This is a genomic window from Haloferax elongans ATCC BAA-1513, assembly GCF_000336755.1.
Classification (GTDB): domain Archaea; phylum Halobacteriota; class Halobacteria; order Halobacteriales; family Haloferacaceae; genus Haloferax; species Haloferax elongans.
Genome location: NZ_AOLK01000021.1, coordinates 220414 through 233578 on the forward strand (window position 1 = coordinate 220414; position 13165 = coordinate 233578).

12 protein-coding genes are annotated in these 13165 nt (G+C 61.1%); 9 read left to right on the forward strand and 3 right to left on the reverse strand.

The genetic code is table 11. From position 1 onward, the window contains the following. Window positions 1-232: 232 nt before the first annotated feature. The gene (locus C453_RS13955) at window positions 233-481 is read left to right on the forward strand and encodes an Hsp20/alpha crystallin family protein (protein WP_049907698.1); all 249 of its coding nucleotides are present in this window, start codon (window positions 233-235) and stop codon (window positions 479-481) included. After that, window positions 482-2740, forward strand: a complete 2259-nt coding sequence (locus C453_RS13960) for a CDC48 family AAA ATPase (protein ID WP_008325329.1) — start codon at window positions 482-484, stop codon at window positions 2738-2740. Window positions 2741-3008: 268 nt separating this feature from the next. Here the strand turns inward: C453_RS13960 and bcp are convergent, their stop codons facing one another. Genes bcp through priS form a run of 3 tightly spaced genes read right to left on the reverse strand, consistent with a single transcriptional unit; the run spans window position 3009 to window position 5653 of the window. Further along, window positions 3009-3467, reverse strand: coding sequence for a thioredoxin-dependent thiol peroxidase (gene bcp / locus C453_RS13965; RefSeq protein WP_008325331.1), 459 nt, complete (start codon window positions 3465-3467; stop codon window positions 3009-3011). 36 nt (window positions 3468-3503) lie between these two features. After that, complete coding sequence (locus C453_RS13970; RefSeq protein WP_008325333.1) at window positions 3504-4499, reverse strand: hypothetical protein; 996 nt, start codon at window positions 4497-4499, stop codon at window positions 3504-3506. Next, window positions 4496-5653 (reverse strand): DNA primase small subunit PriS, encoded by a 1158-nt coding sequence (priS, locus tag C453_RS13975; RefSeq protein ID WP_008325335.1) that lies wholly within the window; start codon window positions 5651-5653, stop codon window positions 4496-4498. Before priS ends, C453_RS13970 begins: the two co-directional genes overlap by 4 nt. Window positions 5654-5761: 108 nt before the next feature. Here priS and C453_RS13980 point away from each other — a divergent pair, with 108 nt between their 5' ends. The 7 genes from C453_RS13980 (at window position 5762) to C453_RS14010 (ending at window position 13148) form a co-directional block, all read left to right on the forward strand. Next, window positions 5762-6748, forward strand: coding sequence for an aldo/keto reductase (locus C453_RS13980; RefSeq protein WP_008325337.1), 987 nt, complete (start codon window positions 5762-5764; stop codon window positions 6746-6748). A 154-nt stretch (window positions 6749-6902) separates the two neighbouring features. Next, window positions 6903-8462 (forward strand): extracellular solute-binding protein, encoded by a 1560-nt coding sequence (locus C453_RS13985; protein WP_083881606.1) that lies wholly within the window; start codon window positions 6903-6905, stop codon window positions 8460-8462. Window positions 8463-8593: 131 nt separating this feature from the next. Then, window positions 8594-9541, forward strand: a complete 948-nt coding sequence (locus C453_RS13990) for a carbohydrate ABC transporter permease (RefSeq protein WP_008325341.1) — start codon at window positions 8594-8596, stop codon at window positions 9539-9541. Window position 9542: 1 nt separating this feature from the next. After that, window positions 9543-10502 carry a carbohydrate ABC transporter permease gene (locus tag C453_RS13995; RefSeq protein WP_008325344.1) on the forward strand — a complete coding sequence of 320 codons (960 nt, stop codon included), beginning with the start codon at window positions 9543-9545 and terminating at the stop codon, window positions 10500-10502. A gap of 2 nt (window positions 10503-10504) precedes the next feature. Continuing rightward, window positions 10505-11692 (forward strand): ABC transporter ATP-binding protein, encoded by a 1188-nt coding sequence (locus tag C453_RS14000; RefSeq protein WP_008325346.1) that lies wholly within the window; start codon window positions 10505-10507, stop codon window positions 11690-11692. A 50-nt stretch (window positions 11693-11742) separates the two neighbouring features. After that, the gene (locus C453_RS14005; RefSeq protein WP_007543377.1) at window positions 11743-11946 is read left to right on the forward strand and encodes a hypothetical protein; all 204 of its coding nucleotides are present in this window, start codon (window positions 11743-11745) and stop codon (window positions 11944-11946) included. A gap of 113 nt (window positions 11947-12059) precedes the next feature. Next, window positions 12060-13148: a Gfo/Idh/MocA family protein gene (locus tag C453_RS14010; protein ID WP_008325354.1), complete on the forward strand. Its 1089-nt coding sequence runs from the start codon at window positions 12060-12062 to the stop codon at window positions 13146-13148. Window positions 13149-13165: the final 17 nt, after the last annotated feature.

The window sequence follows — 13165 nt, forward strand, 5'->3', positions numbered from 1 at the left end:
TCTTCCCCCGTTCGACCGGGGTTCTGGTCGCCTTTCCTGGCGTTGTGCACTCTCGCCGCAGACCTGTCTATGTCAAGCCACTAGTTTGACATTACCCCATCACGAACTACGAACTGAGGTGAATCTGGTGTGAACCGCAATACAACTGAAATTCGGGATTCCCTACCCTGTCACCCGATTCATCGGAGAAAGATATTAATACTATAAACACTAACCTTGGGTTAGAGATATTATGAGCATGCAACAGTTCGCCGGCGGCAACGAGCGGTTCCTTCGCCGGTACGAATACGACGACAGTTGGGTCATCGCCGCCGACATCGGCCTCTCGGAGGATGAGGTCGACGTCGATATCGTCGGCTCGACGGCCATCGTCGTCGCCGACACCGGAGCCAGCGTGACCGAGACGGAGTTCGAACTCCCCGCCGGCGACGCCGAGGTCGGCGTACAAAACGGCGTGCTCACCATCACCATCCAGAAATAAATGAAACTCATCGTCAAACCCCTGAAGCAGAAAGACGCCGGTCGTGGACTCGCTGCTATCGACCGGGCCGCCGCGAATAAGCTCGACCTCGAAGGCGGAGACTTCATCCGCATCGAAGGTCCCGACGGCGGTACCGCCATCGCACGTGTCTGGCCGGGATACCCCGAAGACCAGAACACGGGTGTCATCCGTATCGACGGCCGACTCCGGCAAGAGGCCGGCGTCGGCATCGACGACCGCATCGACGTGGAGAAAGCCGACGTCAAGCCCGCACAGAAAGTCACGATTGCCCTCCCGCAGAACCTCCGTATCGGCGGGAACGTCGGTACCTACATCCGCGACAAGCTCTCCGGACAGCCCGTCACGAAGGGTCAGAACGTCCAGCTCCCGCTCGGATTCGGCTTCATGAGCGCGTCGAACCAGTCGGTGCCAATCAAAATCGCCTCGACGCAACCGTCCGGGACGGTCGTCGTCAACGACAACACCGAGTTCCAGGTCAGCCAGAAGCCCGCCGAGCAAATCGCCGACACCTCCTCTGGTACGAGTGACGGTCCCTCTGTGACCTACGAGGACATCGGTGGTCTCGACAAGGAACTCGAACAGGTCCGCGAGATGATCGAACTGCCGATGCGTCACCCGGAACTGTTCAAGCGCCTCGGCATCGAGCCGCCGAAAGGTGTCCTCCTGCACGGCCCGCCGGGGACGGGTAAGACGCTCATCGCCAAGGCCGTCGCCAACGAAATCGACGCCTCCTTCCACACGATTTCCGGCCCGGAAATCATGTCGAAGTACTACGGCGAGTCCGAAGAGCAACTCCGTGAAATCTTCGATGAGGCAACGGAGAACTCCCCGGCTATCGTCTTTATCGACGAAATCGACTCCATCGCGCCCAAGCGCGGCGAGGCTGGCGGTGACGTCGAACGCCGTGTCGTCGCACAACTGCTGTCGCTGATGGACGGTCTCGACGAGCGCGGCGAAGTCGTCGTCATCGGTGCGACCAACCGCGTCGACGCCATCGACACCGCACTCCGGCGCGGTGGTCGCTTCGACCGCGAAATCGAAATCGGTGTCCCGGACCGCGACGGCCGCAAGGAGATTCTGCAGGTCCACACGCGGAACATGCCGCTGACCGACGAGGTCGACCTCGACTCCTACGCGGACAACACTCACGGCTTTGTCGGTGCCGACCTCGAATCGCTGGCGAAGGAGTCGGCGATGCACGCGCTGCGTCGCATCCGCCCGGAACTCGACCTCGAAGCCGAGGAAATCGACGCCGAAGTCCTCGAAAGCCTGCGCGTCACTGAAGACGACTTCAAGGAGGCGCTCAAGAGCACCGAGCCCTCCGCGCTCCGCGAAGTGTTCGTCGAAGTGCCGGACGTCACCTGGGAGGACGTCGGCGGCCTCGGAGACACCAAAGAACGCCTTCGTGAGACCATCCAATGGCCGCTCGAATACCCCGAAGTCTTCGAGAAAATGGACATGGCCGCTGCGAAAGGCGTCCTGATGTACGGTCCGCCGGGGACGGGGAAGACCCTCCTCGCCAAGGCCGTCGCCAACGAGGCGGAGTCGAACTTCATCTCCATCAAAGGCCCCGAACTGCTCAACAAGTTCGTCGGCGAGTCCGAGAAGGGCGTCCGCGAAGTGTTCAAGAAAGCCCGCGAAAACGCCCCGACTGTGGTGTTCTTCGACGAAATCGACTCCATCGCCGCAGAACGCGGGAGCGACTCCACGAGTTCCGGCGTCACAGAGCGCGTCGTCTCGCAACTCTTGACCGAGTTGGACGGCCTCGAATCGCTCGAAGACGTGGTCGTCATCGCGACCACGAACCGCCCGGACCTCATCGACGCGGCGCTCTTGCGCCCCGGTCGCCTCGACCGCCACGTCCACGTTCCCGTGCCGGACGAGGATGCTCGCCGCGCCATCCTCGACGTCCACACGGAGCACAAGCCGCTGGCCGACGACGTCGACCTCGACAAAATCGCGTCGAGAACCGACGGCTACGTCGGTGCCGACATCGAAGCGCTCTGCCGCGAGGCGTCGATGAACGCCAGCCGTGAGTTCATCACGAGCGTGGAGAAAGACGAAATCGAGGAGAGTATCGGCAACGTACGCGTCACGATGGACCACTTCGTCGATGCACTTGACGAGGTCGGACCGAGCGTCACCGACGAGGTCCGCCGCCGCTACGACGAAATCGAAGAGCGCTTCCACCAGAGCGAAGTCCAACACGAAGACGAAGCCGGCCGGACCTTCTACTAGGTCCGCTCGCACGTTCGGTGAGTCGGCTGTCGTTCCGACCCGCCCTGGTAACTGCCGCTCCGACCCGGACTACCCCCGGCGGACCGACATGTTCTTATTACTCCTGTCTGCTATGTAGTGGTACCCACTGCTAGGGATACTAAATTTTCAACGAGCTTCGCGTTTGTTTCACCGGAAATGCGGTGTGCCTGCCTGCGTTTGTAAAGAAGGTACTCGGAGCAGAGTTGCAACGGGAGCGCTGGTCGCCGCTCGCGACGGCGAAGGGCAGTTAGTCGTCGAGGTCGGCGAGAATCTCTTCGGCGTGGCCGTCGGGTGAGACGCCTTCGTAGACCTGTTCTATCGTTCCGTCCGGTCCGACGAGGTACGTGTTTCTGAACACGCCGTCGAAGGTCTTGCCGAACATATTTTTCTCGCCGTAGGAGTCGTACGCGCCGGAGACGCTACCGTCTTCGTCAGACAGAAGCGAGAACGGCAGGTCGTACTTGTCGGCGAAGGAGTCGAGGTCCGAGACTGGGTCGTCGCTGATGCCGAGGACTGCCACGTCGCGTTCGCCGAACTCGTCCCACGAATCACGGAAGCCACACGCCTCTGTGGTACACCCCGGCGTGTCCGCTCGGGGGTAGAAGTACACCACGACGTGCTGGCCGCGATACTCGGACAGCGAGACGGTGTCGCCGTGCTGGTCTGAAAGTTCGAAATCGGGTGCCGCGTCACCTACTGAGAGCATGGCTGTGTCTTCACACGGACCGGAGAAGGGTCTTTCTCACTCGAGTTTCTCGGCCGCACCGCGCTCGACGAGTGGGTCGGCGTTTGCCGCGGGAAGCGTCACCACATCCTCGCGAGCAAGGTCGTACTCCCGGTCGTCGATGCCGAGAATCGTCCCCACGTCGGCGGTGATTCGAACCGTCTCGCGGTCGTCGACGAGTCCCGCGAGCGGGTCGTCGTCAGAGTCCGAATTCGGGGGTGTGGTCGAATCCGCGTCCGAGCCTTCGTCTGCGACGGTTGCCCCGTCGTCGCCGAGGACCGCGTCGGCCTCGCTTGGGGGACGGGGAGCGTCGTCGTCTGCCGCGGGTGACTCGGAAGCGGCTGTTGTCGACGACTCGGAATCGACCGCCGCCGACTCGTCAGAATCGTCGCCGTCGCCCATCGCGTTGGCGAGTACGTCGCCGGCACTCTCGGACGGCGTGTCGAACGTGGGCGCAGAATCAGCGGTTTCGGGGTCTGGTTCGTCCGGTGGAATCGTGGGGTCAGACGCAGCTGTTTCGGCTGTGTCGCTGTCGGTGGCTACGTCGGGGGACGCGCCCGTTTCGTGGTTGCCTGCTGGCCCGTAGTTCCCTGCCGACTCGTGGCCGCCCGCCGGTGTGTCGGCGGCAGCGACGTCTTCGAGCGACGAGAGGACCGTCGACCTGTTCTCTTCGATTCGGGAGACGAGGTCATCGAAGAGGCGCTTTTCTTCGGTCGTCAGCCCCTGGGTCGTACTGGACATGCCAGCGGCCGCGAAACTCGCGGCCTTGACGACTTTGCCGACACGGCGTTCGTAAATCGACGTGACGACCTCTTCTGCAGTCTCGATTTCGTCGGTAATCTGGCGAATGTCGGGTGAGTAGTGGGTGCCGAGTTCCTCCGCTTTCTGTTCTCTCGCCGCCTTTCGCTCGGCGAGGTAGTCGGAGACGTCTTCGTAGAACGACTCGCGTAGCTGCTGCAGGCTATCTTTCTGCCGTTCGGTCCGCAGCACACTCCTGAGTTCGTCTACGTTCATTGTTGCACCTTCTCGGCTCGCCCACGGGTCATGAGGAAAATCCCGAGACTCTCGCGTACTGATTGGACGCCAGACTGGAGTGTAAATGTATCGCCATCGAACGTCACCGGTCCGGCGTCAGTGACTTTCACTGTCGTCTCTTCCCCGCGGAAGCGGTCGGGAACGGCGTCGACGAGCGGGTCGAAGTCGTCGATTTCGTCGCGGTCGAGCGGCTGGACGACAAGCCCCGACCCGCCGTGGAGACTCTTCGGGAGTCGAATCAGGCGCTTCGTGTCAGTCGTCACCGGCTCGTCGATAGGCGACGTTTCGTCTTCGACTGTCTCGTGTGCGAGTGCTTCGACGAGCGTGCGAACACCCGGGCCGCCCGCTTCGACGTTCCCGTCACGGATAGCCTCGGAGTTGTTTTGGAACGTTCCGAGGATGGTCTTCGCGCGGCCCTCCCCAATGCCGTCGAGTTCCATCAGTCGTTCGAGCGCGGCGTCTTCTTCCATCTCCATCAGGCCGTCGGCGAAATCAAGGAGTCGCTGGTGCGTCCGGCGGCCCCACCCGCCTTCGGTTCGAAGGACGCGCCGTGTCGTCGTTCCGTACTGGCGCGTCTCGATGAGTCCCTCCACGTCGAGGTCGATAGCGCGGATGTAATCGACGATTTCGCGTCGTGCGTCGCTGTCGAGTTGTCGGACGGAATCGTCTCTGACGTGGACGTGGTAGCCGCGGCCGCCGGAGAAGACGACCTGCATCTCGTCGAAGTCGAAGTCACGTTCGAGGAGGTCAACGAGGTCCAACAGCGCCTCTTTTCCGAATTCGAGCATGTCCGCGTAGTTCGTCTCGTCGGGGTCGACACCCGGGAGGTGGTCGGCGTCGATGTCGAAGACGAGGTCGGCACCGCGCCAGCCCTTCTCGTCCATGGAGGACGCGCCGGGGTCCGAAAAGCGGGCTGACGAGAAGTAGACGTGTCTGGGCGCACTGCGCGTGAGGTAGTCGTCGAGCTCGCCGAGGTCTAAAAGCGACTGGTGACGGTGCATCCGTGTGCCGCCCGCAGACCAGGGGATGACGCCCCACTCTCGCTCGCCCGGCGCGGGCGGGAGGGGGACGGCGGCGCTCCGGTAGTAGTCACCGAAGCGCCCTTCGAGGTACTCGCGTGTGCGCCCGTCCATACACTCCGGATTCCGGAGGGGTGGGTAAAGCGATTACGTCTCCGAGCGTCGCTCGGCGGTTATCTCACCGTACGCACATTTTTCACCGAAGTTTGTGTATGTGTATCTATGGCAGAGATGGAGTACACGTACCTCGGAAACACGGGTCTGGAAGTCTCGCGCTTCTGTCTCGGGTGTATGAACTTCGGTTCTGGTGCCGAGTGGATGATGAACGACCGGGAAGCGAGTCTCGAACTCCTCGACCACGCGCTCGACGCCGGTATCAACTTCCTCGACACGGCCAATGCCTACTCTCGCGGCGAATCGGAGCGAATCGTCGGTGACGCAATCGCCGGACGCGACCGAGAGGAACTGGTCATCGCGACGAAGGTGTTCTTCCCGATGGGTGACGGGCCAAATAAATCCGGGCTCTCGCGCAAGCACATTCTCGACCAGGCGCAGGCGAGTCTCGACAGACTCGGTACCGACTACATCGACCTCTACCAGATTCACCGCTGGGACGAGCAGGTCCCAATCGAAGAGACGCTTTCGGCGCTCGACCACCTCGTCGAGGAGGGTCTCGTCCGGTACATCGGTGCGAGTACGATGTCGGCGTACAAGTTCACTAAAGCCCTGTACACTGCGGACGTCGAGAACGTCGAACGGTTCGCGTGTATGCAACCCGAGTACAACGCAGTGGACAGACACGAGGAAGCGAATCTCCTCCCCGTCTGTGAGGGAGAAGATATCGGTGTTATCCCGTGGTCACCGCTCGCTGGCGGCTTTCTCACCGGAAAGTACGAGCGTGGTAGTGAGGTTCCCGCAGACACGCGCGCGGACACGGACGACTACACATCCGACCGATTCACGGACGAAAACTGGGCCGTCCTCGACGAGATTCGTGCCATCGCTGATGAAAAGGACGCGTCGCCTGCACAGGTGTCACTTTCGTGGTTGTTACACAAACCGGTCGTCGACGCACCAATCATCGGTCCACGCCGACTCGACCACCTCGACGAGAATATCGGTGCACTCGACGTCGACCTAACGAGTGCCGATATCGAGCGCATTGAGGCTCCAAAGACGCCTCAATGGCCTGCTCCGGGAAAAGACTAAGGTGTGACAACCCGTATCTAGATATTGATTCTCACAAATATCGGATAGATTGGAATTCGGACTGCAGTGAATATTGACAAGTAGTTTACTACAACAGCGGTAGTAACTCCCACCAAAAGTATAAATAATCACTAAACTTAGAGTACAAACTGTAATGGTTGATACTGACTCACACAGGGGTAAGCGCAATGGCGTCTCTCGACGCAGTTTCGTGAAGGCTGCCGGCGCATCGGGCGCCGCAGTCGGACTCGCGGGCTGCATTAGCACAGGGGGCGGAGACGACAACGGTGGCGGCAACGGTGGCGGTGGTGGCAACGGAGACGATGACACACCGATTAACACCGAAGAACCAACCGAGGAGATTACTGTCAAGTGGGCAGCGGACACTCGTGTTGCCGACAACGAAGACGCGATTTTCGAGGCACTTCGGAACGCCGGACTGCCAGACAATATCACGGTGGAAATCGTCGCTGGGTCGCAGGTGACTGACAACCGTCAGGCACAGTACCAGCAGTGGCTCAGTGGTGGTCGGCAAGAACCGACACTGCTAATGATGGACAGTGGGTGGACGATTCCGTTCATCGCGCGGAACCAACTGCAAAACCTGTCGAAGTCGCTGCCGAGCGAGATGACGTCGGCAATCGAAGACGAGTACTTCGCTGCCAGTGTCTCGACGGCGAAGGGAACGGACGGTGACCTGTACGGACAGCCGCTATTCCCCGACTTCCCGACGATGCAGTACCGAAAGGACCTGCTTCGAAACGCGGGCTATACCGACGACGACTTCGACACGTGGGCGACCGAGTCCATGTCGTGGGAGGAGTTCTCGAAGGTCACGAAAGAGGCCATGGAAGCCAACTCCGACGTCCAGTACGGATACACCTTCCAGGCGAACGTCTACGAAGGCCTGTCGTGCTGTGACTTCAACGAGTTCATGACTTCGTACGGTGGCGCGTACTTCGGTGGCCGCGAGAACCTCTTCGGACCGGTCGGCGACCGTCCGATTACGGTGGACGAAGAGCCCGTCCTCAACGCCATCCGCATGGTCCGAACTCTCATCCACGGTGAGGACGACGAGCACGCTCTGGAGGGTATCACGGGCAAGATTGCGCCCGAGGCCGTTCTCCAGTGGACCGAAGAACCGTCTCGCAAGCCGTTCACCGGTGGGGACGCCATCATGCACCGCAACTGGCCGTACTCCATCGTCATCAACGGTGCCGAGCCGACCGAAGACAACGACCAGACCGGCTTCGGCGAAGACCTCGGTGTCATGCCGATTCCGTACGGTGTCACGCCCGACGAGGCCATGTACGAAGGTACTGGTGGCCCCGTCGCCGCACTCGGTGGCTGGCACCTGACGATGAACCCGAACGCGACGGACGCGAAAAAGCAGGCAGCCGTGCAGGTCTTCAAGGCCATGCAGGACGAGCAGTTCCAGCTCGATATGTTCGAAATCATCGGCTGGATTCCGCCACGCCCGTCGCTGCTCGACTCCGAGCGTGCACAGCAGGTGCCCGTCATCGGTCGCTACCTCGACGCGCTGAAGGTCGCTGGCAACAACGCCATCCCCCGTCCGGTCACCGTCGTGTGGCCGCAGCAGTCCGGGAAGGTCTCGCAAGAGGTCAACAACGCGATGGCCCGAGAGAAGGCCCCGGAGAAGGCGATGTCCGACCTCAAATCGCAACTCGAGCAGATCGAGCAGAGCGCCGCATAAAATCCGTCACGGGGTAAGACGTAACTTACCCCAAACAAACGTTATCAATTGTCATGGCTACAGAACAACAATCGGGGGAGGCAGTTTCTGATTCCCGGCGCACCGGCCCGTATGCGTCGGCGGTAAACTGGATGGAAACGCTTTCGGAGACGCAGTTCGCGTACCTGCTTCTCGCACCCGCACTCATCCTTTTGGGGGTAATCGCGGTCTACCCACTGGTCCAGACGTTCAGCATGTCGCTGTTCGCCGACCAGCTAACGGGGTCCGCACGCCTGGGTGAGTTCGTCGGGCTGCAGAACTACATCGACCTGTTCACCGGAGCACGAGACTTCGCACTGCCGTCTGCGTTCCTCCCGACGTTCACGACACAGTTCCCGTTCGTAACGGACATTTACTCGAGCGCGCTGATGGTGACGCTCATCTTCACCCTGTTCAGCGTGCTCTTCGAAACACTCATCGGCTTCGGTCAGGCGCTCATCCTCGACCAGGACTTCCGTGGTCGGCGATGGGTCCGCGTCGCAATCATCATCCCGTGGGCGGTGCCCATCGTCATCCAGGGGATGATTTTCTTCCTGATGTTCCAGCCGAACATCGGCTTCCTCATCGGGACGAGCGACAATCCGGCGCTGTTGAACCAACTCGGACTCATCGGAACGACGCCGCTGCGTGACACCGCAGACGCGCTGTTCCTCATCATCGTGGCCGACGTGTGGAAGACGTCAGCGTTCATGGCGCTTCTCATCCTCGCCGGGATGCAGAGCATCGACCGGTCGCTGTACGACGTGGCGAAGGTGGCTGGCGCGTCGCGCTGGCAGCAGTTCAAGCTGATTACCTTCCCGCTCATCCTGCCGACGGTGCTGGTCGCGATGCTGTTCCGCACCATCGACGCGATGCGGGTCTACGGTATCATCGAGACGATGGCCGGGTGCCAGACGGTTCCGTCCCTCTCGTGTCTCGTCGTCACCACGTTCAACGCACCGCTGTACGGAACCTCGGCGACGGTGGCGTTCGTCACCGCGGGCATCATCGCCGTCGTGGTCTCCGTGTACATCGTCAACTTCGCCAGCGAGGGAATCTAACATGTCCAGCGAAACATCCGGCGTCGGTGTCGGAGCCGACGACGCAGAGATGAAACGCGGTCCACTCGGCCGGTGGGTGGACAAGGCAATCAAGAACCCGGACAGAGTCTACCGCGCGATGTTCTACGTCGCGACGGTGTTCTTCCTGGTCACGACGCTGTTCCCGTTCTACTGGCTGTTGGTGCTGGCGCTCACGCCGAACCGCCTCATCACCAACATGGGACTGCTGCCGAAGGGCTTCCAGCCTGAGGTGTTCATCACGATGTTCGAACGGGTACCGTTCCACCTGTTCATGTTCAACAGCTTCGTGCTCGGTATTTCGACGACTGTCATCGTGTTGCTCATCGCGAGCCTCGCGGGGTACGTCTTCGGGCGGCTTCGATTCCCCGGAAAGAGCATCCTGATGCTCGGTATCCTCGCCATCTCGTACTTCCCACCGGCAGCGTTCCTCATCCCGCTGTTCGAGCTGTTCACCGGGAACACCGCGCTGAGCATCGGTGCTGTCACCATCTCGTCGCCGGACCTGTTCAACACGCCGGCACCGATGGTGCTGCCCTTTAGCGCACTGTTCCTTCCCTTGTCTATCTTCATCCTCACGACCTTCTACGGACAGATTCCAGACGGGTTGGAGGATGCAGCACGGGTCGAAGGAACCACGCGCCTCGGGGCGCTGTTCCGCGTCATCGTGCCGCTTTCGGCACCCGGCGTGGCGACCGCGGGCGTCCTCACGTTCATCGCAGTGTACAACGAGTTCTTCTTCTCGTTCCTGATGAACAACGGTGAGGCCTCCTCGTGGGCACCCATCGTCGCTGGTATCCTGAAATATCAGGGCCAGTTCGACACGCCGTTTAACCTGATGGCCGCCGCTTCCATCGTGGGAGTCTTACCTGTGGCGGTCCTTGTTATCATAGCACAAGAGCGCATCGTCAGTGGACTGACTGCAGGAGCACTGAAGGAGTAACCATGGGAGACGTTAAACTCGAACACGTAAGCAAGCACTACGACGACGTAACGGCGGTCGACGACATGAATCTCGAAATCAACGACGGCGAATTTATCTGCCTCGTCGGTCCATCGGGATGCGGCAAGTCGACGACCATGGAGATGATTGCGGGGCTGACTATCCCCTCGGAGGGGAAGGTCTTCATCGGCGACCGCGAGGTCACGAACCTCCCGCCGAAGGACCGCGGGGTGGCGATGGTGTTCCAGAACATCGCGCTGTTCCCGCACATGGACGTGTACGACAACATCTCGTTCGGTCTCCGTCTCCGCAACTACGACAAGGAGGAAATCGACCGCCGCGTCGAGCGCGCCTCCGAGATTGTGCAACTCGGCGGGATGCTTGAGCGCATGCCCGACGAGATGTCTGGTGGGCAGCGACAGCGCGTCGCCATCGCCCGCGCAATCGTTCGCAACCCCGACGTGTTCCTGATGGACGAGCCGCTTGCGAACCTCGACGCGAAGCTCCGCGTCCACATGCGCACGGAACTCCAGCGCCTGCACAAAGAGCTGGATACGACCATCGTCTACGTCACTCACGACCAGGCAGAGGCGATGACGATGTCCGACCGCATCGCGGTCATCGACTCCGGCCAACTCCAGCAAATCGACCCGCCGCTCGTCTGCTACAACGAGCCTGCGAACCTCTTTGTCGCCGGGTTCATCGGGTCGCCCTCGATGAACTTCCTCGACGGGGAGATTACCGAAAACGGGTTCGTCTCGACCAACATCGACGTCGAGTTCGACCCCGCCAACGTGGGTGTCGAAGTGGGCAGAGACGTGACGATGGGTATCCGACCCGAGGACGTCTACCTCGTCCAGAACGAGCGACAGGTGGCGAACCCGACCCACCGAATCGAGGCGACGACGGACGTGTTGGAGCCGATGGGTGACGAGATATTCGTCTACCTGAAGCTCGCCGAAGAAGCACACGCGGACCTCGAAGAGGCGTCGGTCGCCGCCAACGACCAACTCCTGATGAGCGTCTCGCCGGACTCCGACATCGAAGAAGACAGAGACGTCGAAGTCGTCCTCGACCGGACCAGAGTCCACCTCTTCGACACGGAGACGGGTATCGCACTCAGTCACGGCATCGAAAGCACCATCCAGGCCAGCGGGCCTGCTGATGCGGAGGCCGAAAGCGACGACTGAGTCGTCACACCCACACAACGCTTATCCACAACACACGGTATCACGTACCTATGGTCAACGAACTCGGAATACTCTACCTCGGCGGGATGACAGTCCTGTTCTTCTTTTGGGCGTACGGTATCGTCTCGTTCGTCCTTGACGTGAAGAACAAATTCATCCCGAAGGGGCGACAGTACCTTCGAGGCCGTCGGAAACTCAAGGAAAAAGAGCGCCGCGAAGAAGAGCGCAAGGAGCGCGAAGAACAGCTCTATTGACGGCCGGTCGAGACAGCCAGCGACCGGCGCGCTTTCGGGCGATTGCCCTCGATTCTGGCAATACAGACCACAGAACGTGAAACTTAACACCAGTAGTAGTTAATAATTGAATCATGAATACATCGTCATCAGTCCGGGTCGGTATCGTCGGACTCGGCAACATCGGGCACCACCACGCAGACCGATTGGTCGACCTTGGTGCCGACCTCGTCGGCGGCCTCGACATCCAGGCCGACGCCCGACGACGGTTCGCAGAGAAGTACGACGTGAACACCTACGAAGAGAAAGCAGAACTGTTCGGTGAGGTCGACGCCGTCGTCATCACGACCCCGAACCGCTTCCACGAGGAGTACGCCGTCGCGGCCCTCGACGCCGGTCTCGACGTGCTTCTCGAAAAGCCGCTCGCGCACTCGCTCGAATCCGCCGAGCGCATCGCCGACGCCGCGAAGCAGGCTGATGGCTTCTGTATGGTCGGTTTCAACAACCGCTTTGCCAACCCCGTCGAAGTCGTTCGCCACTACTACGAAGACGGCCGGTTCGGCGACATGTCTCACATCGAAGCCAACTACGTGCGCCGACGCGGCATCCCCGGCCGTGGGTCGTGGTTCACCTCGAAGGATATCTCCGGTGGCGGCTCGCTCATCGACATCGGCGTTCACGCTATCGACCTCGCGCTCTACTTCCTCGACTTCCCCAAGGTCGTCGAAGTCTCGGGCGTCACTCGCTCGCAGTTCGGCGACAAAGACGACTACACGTTCGTCGAGATGTGGGGCGACGACGTCGGTCCCGAAGGGTTCGACGTGGACGACTCCGCGAGTGCGTTCATCCGAACCGCCGAGGGGACGACCATCTCGCTCGAAGTCGCGTGGGCGACGAACCGCCCGACCAACGACGAGTTCTTCCTCCGCGGCACCGAGGGCGGCGCTCGCTTCGACCGCGCCAGCCACGAACTCGAAGTGTACGAGGGCGGCACCGGCGGCGGCAACCACCTCAGCACGGCCAACATCGAAACCCAGCCCAACGACACCCACAAGTCCGAACAGAAGCTCTTCCTCGAAGCAGTCGCCGCGGGCGAACACCCCGGCCGAAACACGGTCGAACAGGGCCTCGCGGTCCAGCGCGTCATCGACGCCATCTATCGGTCGTCCGAAGAAGGCCGCTCGGTCCGCCTCGACCCCGTCGAAGCCCCACCAGCGAACTGAACAGACTCCGATAGCAA

Coding starts and splice junctions, on each gene's coding strand:
- C453_RS14000 (WP_008325346.1), top strand. CDS start 10,505: ATGGGAGACGTTAAACTCGAACACGTAAGCAAGCACTACGACGACGTA.
- C453_RS13970 (WP_008325333.1), bottom strand. CDS start 4,499: ATGAACGTAGACGAACTCAGGAGTGTGCTGCGGACCGAACGGCAGAAA.
- C453_RS13960 (WP_008325329.1), top strand. CDS start 482: ATGAAACTCATCGTCAAACCCCTGAAGCAGAAAGACGCCGGTCGTGGA.
- C453_RS14005 (WP_007543377.1), top strand. CDS start 11,743: ATGGTCAACGAACTCGGAATACTCTACCTCGGCGGGATGACAGTCCTG.
- C453_RS13995 (WP_008325344.1), top strand. CDS start 9,543: ATGTCCAGCGAAACATCCGGCGTCGGTGTCGGAGCCGACGACGCAGAG.
- C453_RS13980 (WP_008325337.1), top strand. CDS start 5,762: ATGGCAGAGATGGAGTACACGTACCTCGGAAACACGGGTCTGGAAGTC.
- C453_RS14010 (WP_008325354.1), top strand. CDS start 12,060: ATGAATACATCGTCATCAGTCCGGGTCGGTATCGTCGGACTCGGCAAC.
- C453_RS13955 (WP_049907698.1), top strand. CDS start 233: ATGAGCATGCAACAGTTCGCCGGCGGCAACGAGCGGTTCCTTCGCCGG.
- C453_RS13985 (WP_083881606.1), top strand. CDS start 6,903: ATGGTTGATACTGACTCACACAGGGGTAAGCGCAATGGCGTCTCTCGA.
- C453_RS13990 (WP_008325341.1), top strand. CDS start 8,594: ATGGAAACGCTTTCGGAGACGCAGTTCGCGTACCTGCTTCTCGCACCC.
- bcp (WP_008325331.1), bottom strand. CDS start 3,467: ATGCTCTCAGTAGGTGACGCGGCACCCGATTTCGAACTTTCAGACCAG.
- priS (WP_008325335.1), bottom strand. CDS start 5,653: ATGGACGGGCGCACACGCGAGTACCTCGAAGGGCGCTTCGGTGACTAC.